Origin of the sequence: Pedobacter chitinilyticus (genome assembly GCF_003313385.1) — a bacterium.
Lineage (GTDB): Bacteria > Bacteroidota > Bacteroidia > Sphingobacteriales > Sphingobacteriaceae > Pedobacter > Pedobacter chitinilyticus.
The window spans coordinates 147,931-167,174 of record NZ_QMHN01000002.1 but is presented as its reverse complement, the minus strand read 5'-3'; the positions used below and the strand labels follow the sequence as shown (position 1 = coordinate 167,174).

17 protein-coding genes are annotated in these 19,244 nt (G+C 38.8%); 9 read left to right on the top strand and 8 right to left on the bottom strand.

Annotation, left to right across the window (positions count from 1 at the left end):
• Positions 1–71 precede the first annotated feature (71 nt).
• The 5 genes from DUT70_RS07640 to sppA form a co-directional block, all read right to left on the bottom strand.
• Positions 72–836 (bottom strand): capsular polysaccharide synthesis protein, encoded by a 765-nt coding sequence (locus DUT70_RS07640; RefSeq protein ID WP_113646741.1) that lies wholly within the window; start codon positions 834–836, stop codon positions 72–74.
• A complete protein-coding gene (locus tag DUT70_RS07635; RefSeq protein WP_205529760.1) occupies positions 836–1,546 on the bottom strand; it encodes a glycosyltransferase in 711 nt (236 codons plus the stop codon). The genes DUT70_RS07640 and DUT70_RS07635 overlap by 1 nt, the downstream gene beginning before the upstream one ends.
• An 11-nt stretch (positions 1,547–1,557) precedes the next feature.
• The gene (locus DUT70_RS07630; RefSeq protein ID WP_113646740.1) at positions 1,558–2,541 is read right to left on the bottom strand and encodes a glycosyltransferase family 2 protein; all 984 of its coding nucleotides are present in this window, start codon (positions 2,539–2,541) and stop codon (positions 1,558–1,560) included.
• A complete protein-coding gene (locus tag DUT70_RS07625; protein WP_113646739.1) occupies positions 2,538–4,214 on the bottom strand; it encodes a DNA polymerase/3'-5' exonuclease PolX in 1,677 nt (558 codons plus the stop codon). The genes DUT70_RS07630 and DUT70_RS07625 overlap by 4 nt, the downstream gene beginning before the upstream one ends.
• 70 nt (positions 4,215–4,284) lie before the next feature.
• Complete coding sequence (gene sppA, locus DUT70_RS07620) at positions 4,285–6,051, bottom strand: signal peptide peptidase SppA (protein ID WP_113646738.1); 1,767 nt, start codon at positions 6,049–6,051, stop codon at positions 4,285–4,287.
• Between the two features lie 166 nt (positions 6,052–6,217).
• On the opposite strand from sppA, the gene folK reads away from it, so the two are divergent.
• Positions 6,218–6,712, top strand: coding sequence for a 2-amino-4-hydroxy-6-hydroxymethyldihydropteridine diphosphokinase (folK, locus tag DUT70_RS07615; RefSeq protein WP_113646737.1), 495 nt, complete (start codon positions 6,218–6,220; stop codon positions 6,710–6,712).
• Between the two features lie 12 nt (positions 6,713–6,724).
• Positions 6,725–7,102, top strand: coding sequence for an Hpt domain-containing protein (locus DUT70_RS07610; protein WP_113646736.1), 378 nt, complete (start codon positions 6,725–6,727; stop codon positions 7,100–7,102).
• A 36-nt stretch (positions 7,103–7,138) separates the two neighbouring features.
• Here the strand turns inward: DUT70_RS07610 and pssA are convergent, their stop codons facing one another.
• Together pssA and rho are read right to left on the bottom strand one after the other, a co-directional pair.
• A complete protein-coding gene (pssA, locus tag DUT70_RS07605; RefSeq protein WP_113646735.1) occupies positions 7,139–7,810 on the bottom strand; it encodes a CDP-diacylglycerol--serine O-phosphatidyltransferase in 672 nt (223 codons plus the stop codon).
• An 82-nt stretch (positions 7,811–7,892) separates the two neighbouring features.
• Positions 7,893–9,608: a transcription termination factor Rho gene (gene rho, locus DUT70_RS07600; RefSeq protein WP_113646734.1), complete on the bottom strand. Its 1,716-nt coding sequence runs from the start codon at positions 9,606–9,608 to the stop codon at positions 7,893–7,895.
• 779 nt (positions 9,609–10,387) lie between these two features.
• On the opposite strand from rho, the gene pyrF reads away from it, so the two are divergent.
• From pyrF to DUT70_RS07575, 5 genes are all read left to right on the top strand, one after another.
• A complete protein-coding gene (gene pyrF / locus DUT70_RS07595) occupies positions 10,388–11,218 on the top strand; it encodes an orotidine-5'-phosphate decarboxylase (protein WP_113646733.1) in 831 nt (276 codons plus the stop codon).
• Positions 11,215–12,114, top strand: a complete 900-nt coding sequence (locus DUT70_RS07590) for a DMT family transporter (protein WP_113646732.1) — start codon at positions 11,215–11,217, stop codon at positions 12,112–12,114. The genes pyrF and DUT70_RS07590 overlap by 4 nt, the downstream gene beginning before the upstream one ends.
• 57 nt (positions 12,115–12,171) lie before the next feature.
• The gene (locus DUT70_RS07585) at positions 12,172–13,452 is read left to right on the top strand and encodes a DUF2851 family protein (protein WP_113646731.1); all 1,281 of its coding nucleotides are present in this window, start codon (positions 12,172–12,174) and stop codon (positions 13,450–13,452) included.
• A 140-nt stretch (positions 13,453–13,592) separates the two neighbouring features.
• The gene (locus tag DUT70_RS07580; RefSeq protein WP_113646730.1) at positions 13,593–14,258 is read left to right on the top strand and encodes a YceI family protein; all 666 of its coding nucleotides are present in this window, start codon (positions 13,593–13,595) and stop codon (positions 14,256–14,258) included.
• 355 nt (positions 14,259–14,613) lie between these two features.
• Positions 14,614–14,832, top strand: coding sequence for a PspC domain-containing protein (locus DUT70_RS07575; protein WP_113646729.1), 219 nt, complete (start codon positions 14,614–14,616; stop codon positions 14,830–14,832).
• A gap of 113 nt (positions 14,833–14,945) precedes the next feature.
• On the opposite strand, the gene DUT70_RS07570 is transcribed toward DUT70_RS07575, so the two are convergent.
• Complete coding sequence (locus tag DUT70_RS07570) at positions 14,946–15,602, bottom strand: ankyrin repeat domain-containing protein (RefSeq protein ID WP_113646728.1); 657 nt, start codon at positions 15,600–15,602, stop codon at positions 14,946–14,948.
• Between the two features lie 273 nt (positions 15,603–15,875).
• Between DUT70_RS07570 and DUT70_RS07565 the strand changes: the two genes are divergently transcribed.
• Together DUT70_RS07565 and DUT70_RS07560 are read left to right on the top strand one after the other, a co-directional pair.
• Complete coding sequence (locus DUT70_RS07565) at positions 15,876–18,497, top strand: FtsK/SpoIIIE family DNA translocase (RefSeq protein WP_113646727.1); 2,622 nt, start codon at positions 15,876–15,878, stop codon at positions 18,495–18,497.
• Between the two features lie 23 nt (positions 18,498–18,520).
• The gene (locus DUT70_RS07560) at positions 18,521–19,171 is read left to right on the top strand and encodes a LolA family protein (protein ID WP_113646726.1); all 651 of its coding nucleotides are present in this window, start codon (positions 18,521–18,523) and stop codon (positions 19,169–19,171) included.
• Positions 19,172–19,244: the final 73 nt, after the last annotated feature.

Genomic DNA, 19,244 nt, shown 5'->3' with positions numbered 1-19,244 from the left:
AAGCTAATTTTCAATATATCATCATTGTGAGATTGCTTAGTAAACTCGCAATGACGTGATTAATTATTTAGCTACCGATGATAAACCCCCGCATTTTTCACGCTGTTAACAGGTAAATCGATACTTACATGTGCCTTGTATTTTAGATTTAGGGGATGGAAAAGATTTCCAAAAACTGTCCAAGGTAGGGGATAGTTACTTTGTCGGCCAGTAAATAAATTCTTTACCCGCTCTATGCTTCTGCTCAAAAAATTGTTCCCTTTTAGTGCTCTTTCTCGAGGATGTTTGGCAGGATATTTTTTTAACTGCTCCAAGTTTTCATCCAGCAACAAATGAAGGTTATTTAGCAGCTCTTTGGAAAGTGACGTACCACCTCTACCAATCCACGCCGTTACGGAAATGAGATCTTCGTAAAAATCGGGCATCCAATTGCCATTTTGGTCATGAACCCTTGCTGCACCGTTTTTACTTTCTTTCCTGCCAATCATGTAAACTTCTGGATCTTCGAATAGCTCCCAGCAAGCAGCAAAACTTACTTCGGTAGCCTTAATATCGTGCCATGCACCACCATAATGATGTAACAGGTAAATCCTGATATAATCAGATTGGTGCACTACACTTAAATAGGGAAAGGCTGGATGAAAGGGATGTTCAGGTAATTCCAACAGATGCCAGTTTTGAGGGCTCGCCAAAAAAATAGGTACGCCAATGTGCTGTTGTAAAATTTGGAAACTCAACAGACGGTTGCCTTCCATGGCATTTCCCGCCCAAAAAGTCCAAACTACAAACGGTACTTGGTGTTGGTATTCAATACTTTTTACGTCGGTAACCAGCATTAGATTTTATCTCTTCCTTTGGTGAATTTTTGCCAATAGTATTTCCAAGGGTTGGTGTATTTCAATTGTTTCCACGGGCGACTACCATGCGCCTTGTGATATACAGGAGCATTAAATAAAATGTAGTTCCTGAAATTTAAGGCAATTGATTTTTTAGAGATAATCGTATCGTACCAATCTTTGCTGCGGTCTAGTTCACTAAAACTATAGCTGGTTAGAAAAGGGATGGTCATCAGTGTACAACAAAAGCTAAGGCTCCTGTTAGTGAGGGTGTAAGCTTCTTTTCTACCTTTAAATTTTAAGTAAGGGAAGTTGATTTCACCCTTTTCGTCAACCGTTACGGCACCAATCATCCCAGAGTCGGTCTGCTTTTCGTTGAAATCAAGTAATTTGCTGAAAGTATCTGGTTTAACCTCTACATCAGATTCTACCACAATTAAGGGAATATTTTTAACTATCGCACGTTTTTGTGCATCTTCCAATACCAAGTTGTAGTTTGGTGATGGTGTATCGGTAATGTCTTCTAAATTAACCAATTCAAAACCCAGTTCGGCAGCACTTTTGGTAAGCGCCGCTTTGGTTTCTGCGTTGCTAAAATCATTATATACGATATACTCCAGCGCTACATCGCTTTGTTTAATCGCCGCAATAGTTTGAAGCGTATTTTCGATAGCGTTTTTAACGGGGGTAATTACAATTGCTTTAATCATTCAAGAAATTTTTAGGAAACTTGATAGTTCCCATCTTTCAATATCGCATTAATTTTTGCACTGAGTGAAAAAAGAGAAAGCCTTGTTCCTGTGTTTTTAGACTGCTTGTCGAGCCTTAACTTGGAACTGGCTATCTTTTCCTGATAAGCACTCAATGCACTGTAGCTTTTCCAAACCCAAAATTGTCCCATCAGTACTTTGGGTAGAACCTCAAAGATAAAGGTTTGTACTTTAAACCAAGTATACTGTGTTTTGTTTAGGTGGATGCCGTGCAAAATGTAGCGGTTGCGATAGTAGGTTGCCTTTACGCTTTTTTTAAGATTGTTGGCATTAATGGTAGATGATCCGAGATGGTAACAGGTTGAGGCAAAAGCATAATAGCATTGCCAGCCCAAACGCCAAGCTCGTAAGCTTAAATCGACATCTTCGAAATAGAAGGGCGAAAAAATCTCATCGAAGCCTAGAATTTGTTTGATTTTTTTTGAGCAAACTAAGGCATTAGCTCCAGACAGAAAAATAGTGGGAGCGGGCTGATTCTGATCTGTAGTTTCGTAAATTTTGTTCTGTTTAAACTTAAAACCAAGCCTTTGCGGTAGTCTAGGGCCGTCATGGGTATTCGAACCCGTATCAATAATACGACCCATTACGCCAAAGGTATTTTCGTCTTCAAAACATTGCCATTGGTTGTCGAAGTAATTTGGACTCAGTTGAATATCAGAGTTTAAAATCAACATGAGCTCTTTGGAAGCCTGCATGATTCCCTTGTTGCAGGTAGCTGAAAAACCTTTGTTAATCTCATTTTTGAGCAGAATGATTTCTGGATAGCGCTCTTCCAAAAAAACGATGGAGTCATCTTTCGAAGCATCATCTACCACTATAATTTCGTAATCAACCGCTGCATTTTTTATAGCTTGTACCGTAAAAGGAAGAAATTCTTCCAGCAAGTGGCGGCCATTATAATTGGGGATGACTATCGAAACACTTTTTTTATTCATGAGCGCTTACTGGTAAAGAAATCGCTGATTTGCTGCAATGAAAAAGCATTCAAGCATTTTTCTGCAGTCAAGCCACCTTTGCGGCCCACCAATACGCCATAACGCATGTCCAAAAAGCCTTCCTTGCGATGTGCATCTGGGTTCACAGATAGTAATACGCCTTTTTCCAACGCATAGCGATGCCAGCGCCAGTCTAAATCCAAACGAAGCGGATTGGCATTGATTTCTATTACTACGTTATTGGCCGCACAGGCATCAATTACTTTTTTAAAGTCAACATCATAACCTTTTCTACTTAATAATAAGCGGCCAGTTGGATGCCCCAAAATGGTGGTGTAAGGATTTTCTATAGCGGTAATTAATCTCTCGGTAGCTTTCTCTTTGGTCATTTTCAACTGGCTGTGCACAGAGGCCACCACAAAATCAAATGTTTTTAAAATTTCGTCGCTATAGTCAAGCGAGCCATCGTATAAAATATCACTTTCTATACCCTTAAAAATTTTAAAAGGCGCTAATTTTTGGTTCAGCTCGTTAATTTGTTGGTGTTGCGCATAAACCCTTTGTTCATTTAAACCATTGGCATAAAATGCAGACTTAGAGTGATCGCATATGCCCAAATATTCAAGTTTTAAAACATCGCGGCAGTATAGTGCCATGTCTTCTAAGGTATGTACCCCATCACTCCAGTCGGAGTGGTTGTGCAAACTGCCTTTTAAATCTTTATCGGTAATGAGTGCAGGTAACTGATGTGTTTTTGCTAGTTCTATTTCGTCAAGTCCTTCACGTAATTCAGGTAAAACGAAATCAAGCCCTGCTTTTTCATAAATATCTTCTTCGGAATAGAAAGCGTGATCACCCGCTAGGGCCAGCACTTGGTTCACGTGTGCTTCACTTCCAGTAAGTTTAAAATATTCGAGGTAGAAATTATTGGTAGGTACTACAAATAACTTAACATTTAGTCCTTCAGGAGTTTGTACTGTTAAAATGTTAGTGCCATCATCTATAAAACCCAGTTCAAAAGTAGACACTAATGAAATCAATAGATCAGGGCTTTCGGTTCCAATAATTAATACTGCTTCGTCAATAATTTCACAAGCTCTTCTGTAGTCGCCTGCTACACCAAATAAAGCAAGCATATCTGCTTGACGCAACCAGACAGTTAATTTTTCTTGTAAATCTTTGATGATAGGTTCTGCCTGTGCATATAAGAATTTGCCGTTGGCAGCCATTCTAAACTCCAGTACTTTCTTAATCTCTTCCTGTGTTTTTAGTCCAAAACCTTTGGCTTCTATCAGTCTGTTTTCATTACAGGCGTAATAAAGTTCTCCAACACTTTCTATCTGTAAATCGTGCCAAATAATACCTATTTTTTTTGGGCCAATGCCTTTAATCGCTAGCATTTCAATAATGCCAGTAGGCGTTTGGCTAATGAGCGTTTCAAGCTCTTGGATGGTTCCTGTTTCCAGTAGTTCAATAATTTTAGCGGCAATGCTTTTGCCAATCCCATCTACTTTATCAATTTCGGTAGCGGGTTTGGTAGCAATGGCAAAAGGTAATTTGTCTACTTTAAATGCAGCGTTGGCTACAGATTTTACTTTAAATGGATTTTCATTGTGAAGTTCCATTAATTGAGATAATAACCTTAGTGTGCGTGCTATGGGTTTGTTTTCCATCTTACAGTACGTGTTGCGTTTGGCGTAATTGTGATCGCCATATTAAGCCAAACGCTTAACTCAAATCTCTTTACTTAATGATAATCTCGTGGTCTAATCTCGCTTGAATACCAGTTTGGCTCATTGCTTTTTTCATTTGTTGGTAAAGCACATAGTTTTCACCAAATTCTTTCTTGGCATAATAAGCACTTACATTATCTTTAGCCGCACCCAAAAACTCTTTAATAGGGTCTATTTTTTCGGGATACTCCACCACTTTGTAATCTTTTAACTTCGCTTTTTTAGCAGCAGAAGAGATGGCATCGCCAAAACTACCAATGCGATCGGCTAAGCCATTAGTCACAGCGTCTTTACCTGTCCACACACGACCACCACCCAGGCTGTCAATTTGTGCTTTGGTTTTCTTTCTGCCATTGGCAACCTTGGTAATAAAAGTATTATAGATGTTGTTAACGCCTCTTTGCAAGATCAATCTTTCTGCTGGAGTCATTGGTCTGTTGGCACTCATGATATCGGCGTATTGGCCAGTTTTCACGCCGTCAAAAGTAATTCCCAATTTCTCATTCATTAGTTTTTGTGCGTTAAAGAACATTCCAAAAACGCCAATAGAACCAGTGATGGTATTAGGCTGTACAAAGATGCTGTCAGCAGCACAACCGATGTAATATCCGCCAGAAGCCGCAACGTCGCCAAAAGAAGCGATTACAGGCTTAATTTTTTTGCTCAATTCAATTTCTCTCCAAATCACGTCAGAAGCTAATGCGCTACCACCGCCAGAGTTTACACGTAAAACAATGGCTTTTACATCTTCATCCAATCTGGCTTTTCTAATGGCACGTGAAATACGTTCAGAGCCAATCTGTTCATCAGAACCTTCGCCGCCAATAATTTCTCCATTGGCATAAATTACGGCTACTTTGTTTTTAGAGGCAATATCTCCTTGAGAAGGAAGGTCTTTGATATAGTCGTTAATGGTAATGCTATTGATATCGTCTTTTTTGCCCTTACCAGTAATGTTTCGCAGTTCATCTAAAACTTCATCCTTATATTTTAAGCCGTCTACCATTTTATGGGTCAAAGCATCGTTAGGCGCTTGAATTTTCAATTGGTTAGCAATTTGGAATAAACTGTCTGTACTTAACTTACGACTTTCGGAAATGCCAGCTAAAAATGTTTGGTATAAGCCATTGACGTAAACACTCACCTGTTGACGATTGTAGTCGCTCATTTTGGTGTTGATGAAAGGTTCTACGGCACTTTTGTAATTACCTACACGGATAATTTGTGGTTCAACACCCAATTTGTCCAATGCCCCTTTAAAGAACATGAGGTTGGCGCTAAAACCTTTAAACTCCAAGTCGCCTTCTGGGTTTAGGTAAACCTTGCTGGCTGCCGAAGCTAAATAATAAGCCCCTTGGCTATATACTTCACTGTAGGCTATCACAGGTTTCTTGCTGGTTTTGAAATCTAGAATGGCATTTCTTACTTCCAATAGTGTAGCCATGCCCGCATTTGGAGCCATTACGTTAATATAAACCGCTTGAATGTTTTCGTCGGTTTTGGCTTTTTCAAGGGCCCTAATCACGTCGTTAAAACCAATGCTTTTGTTGCCGTTACCAAAAAACATACTGCCGAAAGATTCTTTCGGGGTACGTTCTGTAATGGCCTGATCAAGGTTAAGGTATAGTACGGAGTTTGCTTTGACGACAGCTTTGGTATCACTATCGAAGGAAGAAATGATCCCTACAATGATTACGAAGCCTAAAATGCCTAAAACGACTGCCGAAATGACAATGCCAACTACTGTGGCAAAAACGTACTTGAAGAACTCTTTCATGTTTAATTATGTTCTTAAGGTGATGAAATGTTTTTCGATTTTAATAAGATCGAAAAGGTTTTTAAATTTTATTGATTTAAGTTTGTAAAGTTAAAAAAAGCATTGTGATAAACTAGGTATTTCAAATGAAGTAGCTGATTTACTTTTGCGGTTAAATTGACCTTACATGAAATTAGATAGCAGAGATGCTTATTTGTTACTTGGTACTAATTTGGGCGATAGGCTAGAAAACCTAAATACAGCTATTTCTTATGTTGACAATGAGGTAGGAGCGGTTTTTGCAAAGTCGAGTGTTTATGAAACCGAGGCTTGGGGCAAAACAGATCAGCCTGGGTTTTTAAATCAGGCCATTGCCGTAAAAAGCAATATGCCTCCTTTACAATTGCTGCAAACCTTGTTGGCCATTGAACAAAAGATGGGACGGGTAAGACTAGAGCGATGGGGGGAACGTTTAATAGATATTGACCTCATTTTTTATGGAGATTTAGTGCTTTCAAACGGAGAGGTATTGCAATTGCCACATCCAGAGATGCATCATCGAAGATTTGTGCTGGAGCCTTTAAATGAAATTGCCGAAAATTTTATTCATCCTGTTTTTAAGGAAAAAATTTCAAGCATTTTAGCTAACTTGACCGATAAATTAACTGTTCAGAAAATATAACGTATAACCAAAATGATTAATCCGGCTAAAAGTAAAGAAGATTTAGATTTGTCATATTTGAAAGAGATGTCTGGCGATAGCGCTGAATTTATGATTGAAATGCTTGATACTTTGGTAGAGCAAATTCCTGTTTATTTAGAAGACTTGCAAAAAGCCGTAGATGCAAAGGATTGGAAAGCTGCATCTGAATTTGCACATAAAGTGAAGCCTACTTTTTACTATGTAGGCAGAGAAGATATTAGGGATTATGTACAGCTGATTGAGCGTAATGCGAAAGAAGGTATTGATGTGCATAATATTCCGAAAGTACTTGCCGAAATAAAGGAAGAATTGAAAATTATTTTGCAGCAAGTAGGTAAATCAAAAGCGGAGCTACAAAAACAACTTTAGGTTTTAAACAGGGATTTGACTTTATTGAAAATCCCTTTATTTGTTCTTGAAGTACACAAAGGACAAGCCTATGTAAAGCAACAAGATTAGGGGCAATGCCACAAACTGTTGCCAAAAGAACAGTGCTACAGATAAAATCATGAAGATGAACTTGATTTTATTCTCTCCCCAGCTAAAGTTGCTGAACTTCAAAGAAAATATCCTGATTTCGCTAATCAACAAATAACTACTTACGACTGAAATAGCCGCTAAAACCATCCAGTTTCCAATAATTTGTGGGTGGTAATCTGCTACATAAGGTAACGACACGATAAACAAGGTATTCATTGGGGTGTTCAAGCCAATAAAATCTACTGTTTGCCGAGTGTCTAAATTAAATTTAGCTAACCTTAGTGCTGAGAATAGGGTGATGAGAAAACCTAAATAGGGAAGGTATTCGTAAGTGCCGTCGCTTGCCTTAAACAAATGATACATAATGGCACCAGGTAAAAAACCAAAGCTAACCATATCTGCCAAGGAATCAAGCTCCTTTCCAATGCCGTCCTTTATTTTTAATGCTCGTGCAGCCATTCCGTCAAAAAAATCGAATATTCCCGATAGGATGACAAAATAAGCGGCAGATTTTAAATCGCCATTAAAACAAAACACAATACCTATACAGCCCGACAAAAGGTTGGCACAGGTTAAAGCATTAGGGAGGTTAAACATGGAGTGATAGGTTATAAGTTATACGTGATAAGTTTTAAGCGGTAAGCAAAAAAAACTTACCACTTAAAACGTAAAACTTTTATTATCCGTTCATTCCTAAAAGGAATTCTTCGTTACTCTTAGTGCCTTTAATTTGAGCTTGGATTAGTTCCATTGCTTCTTGGCTGTTCATATCGGCCAAGTGGTTGCGTAGTACCCAAATGCGTTGTAAAGTTTCTCTATCCAATAATAGGTCGTCTCTACGCGTGCTTGATGCCGTAATGTCAATAGCAGGGAAGATACGTTTGTTGGCCAATTTACGGTCAAGCTGTAGCTCCATGTTACCCGTACCTTTAAACTCTTCGAAAATCACCTCGTCCATTTTAGAGCCTGTTTCAGTTAAGGCAGTAGCTAAAATAGTTAACGATCCACCTTTTTCGATGTTACGAGCAGCACCAAAGAAACGTTTTGGTTTGTGTAAAGCGTTGGCATCAACACCACCAGAAAGGATTTTACCTGAAGCTGGCGCCGTAGTGTTATAAGCTCTGGCCAAACGTGTAATCGAGTCAAGCAAGATCACTACGTCATGTCCACATTCCACTAAACGCTTCGATTTTTCTAAAACAATGTTCGCAATCTTCACATGTCTTTCGGCAGGCTCATCAAAAGTCGATGAAATTACCTCTGCTCTTACGCTACGTGCCATATCAGTTACCTCTTCCGGACGCTCATCAATTAACAAAATAATTAAATAAACCTCAGGGTGGTTTTTAGCGATGGCATTAGCTACCTCTTTTAACAAATTGGTTTTACCCGTTTTTGGTTGTGCCACAATTAAACCACGTTGTCCTTTACCAATTGGCGTAAACAAATCGATAATACGGGTAGAATGGTTATTGCTATCAATAAACAAGTCCAACTTCTCCGTAGGGAAAAGCGGCGTTAAGTAGTCAAAAGGTACACGGTCACGCACATCAGCAGGTACACGACCATTAATGCTAATTACTTTAACCAAAGGGAAGTATTTTTCGCCTTCTTTTGGTGGGCGGATGCTACCATTAACGGTATCACCAGTTTTTAAACCAAATAACTTGATTTGCGATTGCGAAACGTAAATATCATCTGGAGACGATAGATAGTTATAATCTGCAGAACGTAAAAAACCGTAACCATCAGGCATAATCTCTAAAACACCTTCATTGGTGATGGTATTTTCGAAATCCAAGTTAGAATAGCTGGTCTCGTTCTGTTTTTGGTGGTTGTTGCCGTTGTTATTATTTTGCTTTCTTTGTTGCTGGTTTTGTTCTTGTGGCTTTTCTTCCTTAACAGGTTTTTCATTTACCACAATCACTTCCGCTTCTGTTGAGCTGTCTTTATCTTTAGGCAGACGATCTCTTTTTTTCTTCTGATTTTCTAATTTATCAGCAATACTCTCTTGCTTTTGTAAGTCTTGGCCAGTAACGAGAGCAATCGCCTCAAAATCAGGCGTTGGAATTTCAATCAAATCATCATCAAAAAGGGTAGGCTTTTGCGCCTTCTCTTTTTTTAATTCTACTGGAGCTTTTTTCTCCTCAGCAACAGGAGTAGCCTCCTTATTTTCTTTTACAATACGGGTTCTTTTTCTGGCAGGTTTTTCGGTATCTGTTTCTGCTGCTGGCGCTGGCGTAACTGCCACTTCGGCCGTTGCAGCTTGTTTTTTAAGAATTTCTTCAATTAAATCACTTTTACGCAAATCACCTGCTTTATCTACACCGTTTGCTTTTGCTAACTCACGCAGTTCGGTAGTAAGCTTTTCAGTTAGTTCTGTTTTACTAAACATTTATGTCTTGTCGAGAATTTTATTTTTAGGGTTTACCCAAACATACAACCAAAAAAGAGGCTCAAAAGATTTAAGAAATTTTCTTGCTAAGATTTTTTTGGAAGGTATTCAGATAAACTTTCTGGGAATTATGGCACAATTGTAGGAAAATGGATTTTAATCTGCAAGATATTTCGTAAAAATTTTCATCATCACTTAGGTGTTTTATTCATCAGGTCAATGCTTTAATTGCTAAATCTGCTTATTAAAAGTTCACCTATTCAATTTAAACGTTGAAAAGGTACATTTAGTTTTAATGGCTTTGGTAGCCCCGCTTTTTGCTGCAATCTTTTTTTTTCGCCAAACTTCGTAGGTTTTAAAACCTAAGAGGTTTCTTAAGCCCGTGCGCAATAAAAAAGTATTTCCGCTTCAATCGGGTTTATTAAACCTTAACCTGTGCATAGCACTTGCCAATTCAACCCGACATAGGCGGATACCCGCCTTGTGGCTAAGACCTGTAGGCGTATGAGCGTGTTGCGGAAACTTTGTTGATCATTCCAACTTTAGGAGGAATCTACTCCTTTAATGCTTTGGCTTTAGATCTTTCACTGCGTACAGGATGACAAGTATCGTTATTATCTAAACCTCGCAGGTTTTCAAAACCTACGAAGTTTTTGCACTAAATTGACAATTGAGAACTGTGAACTGAAAACTGTGAACTGAAAACTGTGAACTGAAAACTGTGAACTGAAAACTATTATTAGCATCTTTGCAGCAATCCATAAAATCGCACCAAAAAAATGAACAAGCAGCAACTATTTGAGCAAATTCAACGTAAAAAGTCTTTCTTATGCATCGGTTTAGATCCAGTTTTGGATAAACTACCTAAGCATTTGTTAAAATACGAGGACCCTATACTTGAGTTTAACAAGCAGTTGATTGATGCAACGCATGATTTATGCGTGGCCTATAAGCCCAATACCGCTTTTTATGAGACTAGAGGTGTAAAAGGTTGGAGCACCTTGGTTAAAACTTGGCAACATTTTCCTAAAGATGTATTTACCATTGCCGATGCTAAGCGTGGCGATATTGGAAATACTTCGGCCATGTATGCAGAAGCTTTTTTTAACGAAGCCAGTTCCGAAATGAGCTTTGACTCGGTAACCGTAGCCCCTTACATGGGAAGAGACTCGGTTTCTCCGTTTTTAAGCTATGAAGATAAATGGGTTATTTTATTGGCGCTGACTTCTAATGAGGGCAGTAAAGATTTTCAAACTAAACAAAGCGACGACCAAAAATTGTACGAGCAGGTCATTACGACTTCATCTCAATGGGCCAGCAGTGAGCAAATGATGTACGTGGTAGGTGCAACCAAGCCAGAGGAGTTTCAAAATATACGTCGTTTAGCCCCTGATAACTTTTTATTGGTGCCAGGAGTAGGGGCGCAAGGCGGTAGCTTAAGTGCCGTTTGCGAGCATGGCTTAAACCTACAATGTGGTTTGTTGGTCAATGCGGCCCGTAGCATTATTTATGCAGGTAGCGGTGAAGATTTTGCCGAAAAAGCTAGAGAAGAAGCTTTAGCACTTCAACAAGAAATGGAGCAGATCTTAACAGCTGCTCAGCTGATATGAAGCAAAAAAAAGATGTAAAGCTTATTGTAGCCCTTTTTGCCATTGCCATTGTGTGGGGAACCACTTATTTGGGAATTCGCATTGCGGTGCATACCATTCCTGCTTGGTTTGTGGCAGGCTTAAGGCAGGTGGTTGCTTCGAGCATATTGCTTACTATTTTACTTGCTAAAGGCCAATTTAAATGGATAGGTTGGAAAAGCCTGGGCCGTCAAATATTGGTAGCCAGCTTAATGATCATTGTTGCCAATGGCATGACTACTGTAGCTGAAGAGAGTATCCCCAGCGGATTAACGTCTTTGCTTACCGCCCTTTCACCCATCATAGTGTTTTTAGGAAGTGTAGTTTTCGGCTTACAAAAAGCAAGCTTAAAAGGTTTTATTGGTGTATTGGTAGGCTTTAGTGGCGTAGCCTTTATTTTTAGAGATGGCATTGGCGACTTGCTGGATCCAAACTATAAAACAGGGGTTACCTATTTAGCCATGGCCATTTCTGGTTGGGCGGCAGGAACTATTTATACCAAGAAATATGCGCACAAAAGTGAGAACCTCTTTTTAGACTTGTTTTATCAGTTCGCTTATGCCGCTGTGGCTCAATTGATCATTGCTTCCTTGGTTTCTCCATCAACGGATATTAGTCAGTGGACATGGCAAAGTTTGGCTGCCATTGTTTATTTGGGTGTGTTTGGCTCGGTGGTAGGTTTTTTCTGTTACAACTATGCGTTAAAGCGAGTAAGTGCTACCGAAGTTTCCATTTTATCTTATTTCAATACCATTATTGCCATCTTCTTAGGTTGGCTCGTGCTTAATGAAACCGTTACCTATGATTTGCTGATTGCTACCGTATTGATTATACTGGGTGTGTTTATTACCAACTATAAAAAAGCGGAAGTAAAATAGCTTAATCGGATAAGTTTTAAGTTAATGAGTTGATGGATTTATTACTTAACTTTCGTTATGCGTATACCTGAAGAACTTATTCATTTAATATGGCAGTTGAGACTTTATGATAGTACGGAGCTGCAAACGACCAATCATGAACGTATACAAATTTTAAATTGTGGCTATGCCAATAAGCATGCAGGTCCCGATTTTACAGACGCCAAGATCATCATCGGGGAAACCACTTGGGCAGGGCAGGTTGAAATTCACTTGAAGTCTTCGGATTGGTATGCCCATGGTCATCAAAACGATGCCGCCTACAATAATGTAATTTTACATGTGGTGCTGGATGATGATATGCAAGTTCAAACGGCAGATGGTGCTACATTGCCAACCCTTTCTTTGAAAGGAAGAATCACCGAACAGTTACTAGAAAAATATCAAGCGTTAATTGGTGCTCCTTATGCTTTCCCATGCGAAAAACAGATTGGTGAAATTGACGGCTTTGTGATCAATGGGTTTTTGCCCAGGGTATTGGTAGAACGGATGGAACAGAAATGTGATGAAGTTTTTGAACGTTTGGAGCAATTGAATGGCAATTGGGACGAAACCTTTTATCACTTTATGGCCAGAAGCTTTGGTTTTAAGGTAAATGCTTTGTCGATGCAGTTGTTGGCGCAAAGCTTGCCACAACATTTATTTGCCAAGCATAAAAATCAAGCGATGCAGATTGAAGCACTGGTTTTTGGGCAGGCAGGTTTTTTAAACCAGCAGTTTGAAGCGGAGTATCCTAATTTGTTAAAAAAGGAATATACTTTTTTAAAGAAGAAGTACGGCTTACAGGATATGGGTGTTGCCTTATGGAAATTCCTGAGGATGCGTCCGCAAAATTTCCCTACACTTAGGTTAGCACAATTTGCAGCGCTCATTGTAAAATCAAACCATTTATTTTCTTCGGTGTTAGAAGTGAAGAAGATCAAGGAATTGCATCTGTTGTTTGAGGATTTACCAGTAAACAAATTTTGGGAAACGCATTACCACTTTAATAAAGAAACAGCGCATGTGAATGTGCAATTGGGCACACAATCCATTGATCATATTTTGATTAATACCGTGAGCTTATTTTTGTTTGCCTACGGGAAATACACGCAGCAGGCCAATTATCAAACCAGGGCTTTCTATTTATTGGAAAGTATTGCTGCGGAAAAAAACAAAGTGATTTCCCAATATGAAAATGCAGGAGTGGATATAGAAAATGCTTATCAGACACAGGCTTTATTACAGTTGAGAAAAAACTACTGCGACCAGAAAAAATGCTTAAATTGTGGTATTGGTTTGAAGATTTTGAAAAGATAGGGTTAATTGTGATTTCGTAAATGTAAATAAATGTTGGCTTGAAATTCTTAACATAGGTCAAGAGCTATGCGTTTAAAGCAGCTTAGTTTTGTGGCCATCATTTGTAGTTAAACTAAACTTTAATAATTAAAATCAGAAAAATGAGAAAATTACTTTTTGCGCTGCCTGCGCTTTTTTTACTGGCATCTTGTGGAGGTTCGTCGAACAATACCACAACAACCACGGAGCAGACTGCTGCTGAACAAAAAGGTGAAAACTTCATGATTGACACGCTAACTACTTCGGTAGATTGGAAAGGTGCTCACAAAGGTGGATTGGCACCGCGTTGGGGTAAAATCAAAGTTACTTCTGGAACTATTTCCGTAGAAAAGGATTCCGTAAATGGGGGTGAGTTTTTAGTAGATATGAAATCTCTTCAAGTTGATCCCGCATCGGTAACAGAAGAAGGCAAAAAAGCTACAGATCTTGAAGGACACTTGAAAAGTCCAGATTTCTTTGATGTTGAGAAAGCACCAACCGCTAAGTTCGTCATTACTAAAGTGGCTCCATATACTGCAGCAGATGGCGCTAGCCTAATTGCCGATCCAAATTATTTGATCAGTGGTAACTTGACCCTTAAAGACAAAACATTAAACGTAACCTTCCCTGCAAAAGTTCAAGTGACTGCCACTTCAGTGACCGCTTCAGCTAAATTTGTAATTGATAGAAGTGCTTGGGGAATTAATTATAAAACAGAAGGTAGCCCGGAAAACTGGATGATTTCAAAAGATGTTGAAATTGGCCTTACGCTTAATGCTAAAAAATAGACTATAATCGGTTATTTAAAATATAGCCACAGATGCACAGATAAAATAGTTGAAAGAAGGCAAAAGATTTTTGTGCTAAAAGTTATTGTTGAATGAGAAACTATAAACGTTCAATTTGATTTGACGACAACGCGATCTGTGCATCTGTGGCTAAATTTAATTATACAGTTCAGCAATCTTTTGCTGGACTGTTCTTTTATACGGTGATCCTAATATCACTAAGTGATTTTTTCTGAATGCGAACATTTCTAATCATATTCATATCAGAACCTAGAAATGTCACGTTATAAAATTCGAATTTAAAATGTAGCGCTTATCTATTAATTTTGTAAATTAGGATATAAAATCAGGTAAAATGTTTCAACGTATCGTTACTTTCTTTGAACAACGCAGCTTTGGGGTTTCCGCCTATTTGGCTAATAAGTTGAATATGAGTACCGCCAAGGTACGTCTGTTTTTTATCTATTCCTCGTTTTTGGCTGTAGGGTTTCCTATCCTGTTCTATATTTTAGCTGCTGTAGTGTTGGATATCAGGAACTACATGAAACGTATTAGATTGAGGGTTTGGGAGTAGCTGAGTTGCGGGTTACGAGTTTTGCGTTACAGGTTAAATAGTATATAGACAATAGTTATTTATTGACTTGATTTAAACTGCTTTTAACTTTCAACCTTTAACTCGTAACTCCATTAATCGTCGTCCCTTAAAATTTCTGCTATTTCGTTAAAACCTTTATCGGCAGCTAAATCAGCAGGCAGTTTGCCACCTTCCATTCTTAAGGTTACTTCGGCGCCATGTTCCAGCAAAAGGATAATCATTTCTATATTTCCCAATTGAGCAGCACTATGCAACGGTGCCACACCCGATTTTTGACATACGTTGGGATAAGCACCAGCGTCCAACAGCATTTTGGCAATATTGTAGTTGTTGCTTGCCACGGCAGAGTGGATCGGGAAAACGTTAAAGCCATTTTTACTTGGCAAGTTTACTTCGGCACCTTTTAATACCAGAAAACGAGCAATTTCTTCGTGGCCAAAGTAGCAGGCCAACCCAAGAGGGGTAAAACCATCTACAGAATATTCGTTAACGATCTTCGGATTTTTAAACACGAGTAGCGTGACATCATCAAATTTACCTACGGCACAAGCATCAAAAATGCTTAGCTCAGGCATAAACTCTACGATGGCATTGGCTATATCCATTTTTTTATAGTAGCAGGCCAATAGCATGGGCGAAATCTGGTGGGAAGTCAGTTGGGTTGCCAAGCTAGGTTTTTGCGACAAAAGGGCTACAATTTCCTCTAATTGGTTGTTTTCTATAAGCGTCTCGAGTTGCGTAATGTCCATTTTATAAATTAGTTTTCGCCAACAGGTTAAATTAACGAAAATTTATTAACATTTTTAAAACAAAAAATCCTGCACAGTTAGCTGCTGTGCAGGATAAAACTAAAATAAAAAACCTATACAATAAATTAATTGCTGAACATGTTTAAGACTATACAGCTTTAATAAGGTTTAAAGCCTTGCTTCAAATTTTGAAGCAAACAAGTTAAAGGGGGCGGAAAGTAAAAGAATATAAACAGTTTCTTATATTTGTTCATTAAAATTATAAACGATACGATGTCGGTAAGGGGAAATTCATTTAAATCCAATTCTTTTAAACAAAATGCAGAATCAGGTAAAAGTGGGCAAAAAAATAGTCCTAAAGAGCCCCGAGTAAAAGCCGAATATCTTCCAAATTTTAACCTTCAGGATGGGCGACTGGTCAAAATTATCGGCTTGTTGTTCATTATCTTTTCTATTTATTTCTTGGTGGCCTTTACCTCTTACATTTTTACATGGGAAGAAGACCAGAGTTACGTGATTGATGCCAACGGTGGATGGAGCAACCTGTTTAAAAGTATCGACGAACTAAAGCAAAGTGGTGTTGAAGATCCGATTGTACAAAACTGGCTGGGTAAAATAGGCGCTTTATTGTCACACCAATTTATTTACGAATGGTTTGGTGTCGCCTCTTTCCTATTCGTATTTGTGTTTTTTGTGATTGGCTATCGCATGCTGTTAAAGGTAAGGATATTCGCTATTGAAAAAGTATTGGCTTATAGCTTCTTTTTCTTGTTGTTCGTATCCTTGGCTTTTGGTTTTGGACACTCGTTTTTTGCTAAAACTCCACATTTTCTTGAAGGTGAGTTTGGTTATTGGAGCAATAAGCTGCTAGAAGTGCAGATTGGTAGAACTGGTGTTGCGGGTCTATTGATTTTCTTAGGGCTTTCGGTATTGATTGTAGCTTACAATATTGATTTTAAAATCCCAGAAAAACAGCCAGCACCTAATCCAAGAAGGATTGTTGATCCTGAAGTGCCTGAAAATATAGAACTGGAAGACGAAACGAAGTCGGAACCCGTTGAGTTTAGTTTAAATGATAGATATAGAAATCAACAGAAGATAGAGCAGAACATTACGTTAACGCCTAGTAGGTTTGATAGGAAAGAACCAGAGGTGGAGGATGATGACAATGCAGGCATTCCGTTACCTACCAATGTGTTGCTTACGCCAACGGTGGCTGCACCAGTAGTTGCTCCTGTGGTGGAAACGCTAAGTCCAGCAGCGAGTTTGGCGATGGAAATTACCCCTACGCCAAAAGTAGCTGAGAAAGCAGAAGAACCTGCATTTATCATTGAGAAAACAGAAGAAGAAGCTAAATCGGATGAGTTGGTAGAGCAATTTGGCAACTATGATCCAACCTTGGATTTATCACACTATAAATATCCTCACTTAGATTTATTAGAAAATTACGGCACCAACAAAATCTCGGTAAATGCCGACGAATTAGAGGCTAATAAAAATAAAATTGTAGAGACCTTAAATCACTACAATATTGAAATTGATAAGATTAAGGCTACGATTGGTCCAACCGTAACACTTTACGAAATTATCCCAGCGCCAGGCGTCCGTATTTCTAAGATCAAAAATTTGGAAGACGACATCGCCCTAAGTTTAGCGGCTTTGGGGATCCGTATCATTGCGCCAATGCCTGGTAAAGGAACTATTGGTATTGAGGTGCCAAATTCCCATCCAGAGATGGTGGCCATGAGAAGTGTGTTGGCTACAGAGAAGTTTCAGCAATCGAACATGGATTTGCCTATTGCTTTGGGTAAAACCATTAGTAACGAAGTTTACATTGCCGATTTGGCCAAAATGCCCCACTTGTTGGTAGCAGGTGCTACGGGACAAGGTAAATCGGTAGGGATTAACTCTATTTTGGTGTCGTTGCTTTACAAGAAACATCCTTCACAATTGAAGTTTGTATTGGTCGACCCTAAAAAGGTAGAACTCACGCTATTCAATAAAATAGAACGTCATTTCTTGGCTAAATTGCCAGGTGGGGAAGATGCGATCATTACCGATACCAAAAAGGTGGTGCATACTTTGAACTCTTTGTGTATTGAGATGGATCAACGTTATGATTTGTTGAAAGATGCGATGGTGAGGAACCTCAAAGAGTACAACGAAAAATTCATCAAGCGCAAGCTGAACCCTAATAATGGTCACCGTTTCCTACCTTACATTGTCTTGGTGGTGGATGAGTTTGCCGATTTGATCATGACGGCTGGTAAGGAAGTGGAAACACCAATTGCCCGTTTAGCGCAGTTGGCTCGTGCGATTGGTATTCACTTGGTATTGGCCACACAACGTCCATCAGTAAACGTAATTACAGGTACCATTAAGGCCAACTTTCCTGCCAGATTGGCGTTTAGGGTACTGTCAAAAATTGACTCCCGTACCATTTTAGACAGTGGTGGTGCTGATCAGTTGATTGGTAGGGGTGATATGCTTTTAGCTACTGGTAGCGACTTGATTAGGCTACAATGTGCTTTTGTAGACACGCCAGAAGTAGATCGTATTTCTGATTTTATCGGTAACCAACGCGGCTATCCTGATGCCTACTTGTTGCCTGAATATGTTGATGAAAACGGGGAAGGTTCATCTAAAGAATTTGATCCAGATGACAAAGATCCATTGTTTGAAGATGCGGCCAGATTGATTGTAATGCACCAACAAGGTTCTACTTCATTGATTCAAAGGAAAATGAAATTGGGCTACAATAGGGCAGGTAGAATCATTGACCAATTGGAAGCTGCGGGAGTGGTTGGTCCGTTTGAAGGCAGCAAGGCAAGAGAAGTTTTAATTCCTGATGAATACGCTTTGGAACAATTCTTGAGTAACCTTAACAATAGTTAAAAGAATTTAGAATAATAGATAAAATGAAGAGAGCAATCATAGCGTTTTTAGCACTAGGTGTTTTTGCTTCGGTAGCATCAGCACAAACAGATCCAAAAGCCAAAGCAATTTTAGCAGAAGTAAGTAAGAAATACCGTTCGTATGATGTGGTGAAAACTGATTTTACCTTTACGTTGGATAATAAGCAAGCCAAGGTAAAAGAAACACAACAAGGTACTTTATACGTAAAAGCTAACGCCAATAAATATAAAGTAGCTATGACTAACCAAGAGTTGATTAGCGATGGTAAGGTGCAATGGACTTACTTGAAAAACGATAAAGAAGTACAGGTTTCTAATGTTGATCCTAGCGGCGAAGCCTTAAATCCTGCCAAAATATTTACCATTTACGAAAAAGGCTTCAAGTACATTTATACTGGCGAGCAAAAAGTAGGTTCAAAGGTTTATCAAATGATTGACTTATCACCGACAGATATCAAGAAAAATGTATTTAAAGTGCGTTTGAGCATTGATAAAGCGGCTAAACAAATTGCCAACATTGTGATTTTTGAGAAAAATGGTAATACTTACACGTACAATGTAAAAACGTTTTCACCCAACGTTAAAGTTCCTGAAACTACCTTTGCTTTTGATGCCAAAAAATATCCAGGGGTTGAAGTGGTTGATTTGAGGTAACTGAATTAAAATTAATTATACATCGAAAAGGGTTTAGGCTAGTAGCTTAAGCCCTTTTTTATTATCTTCGAAA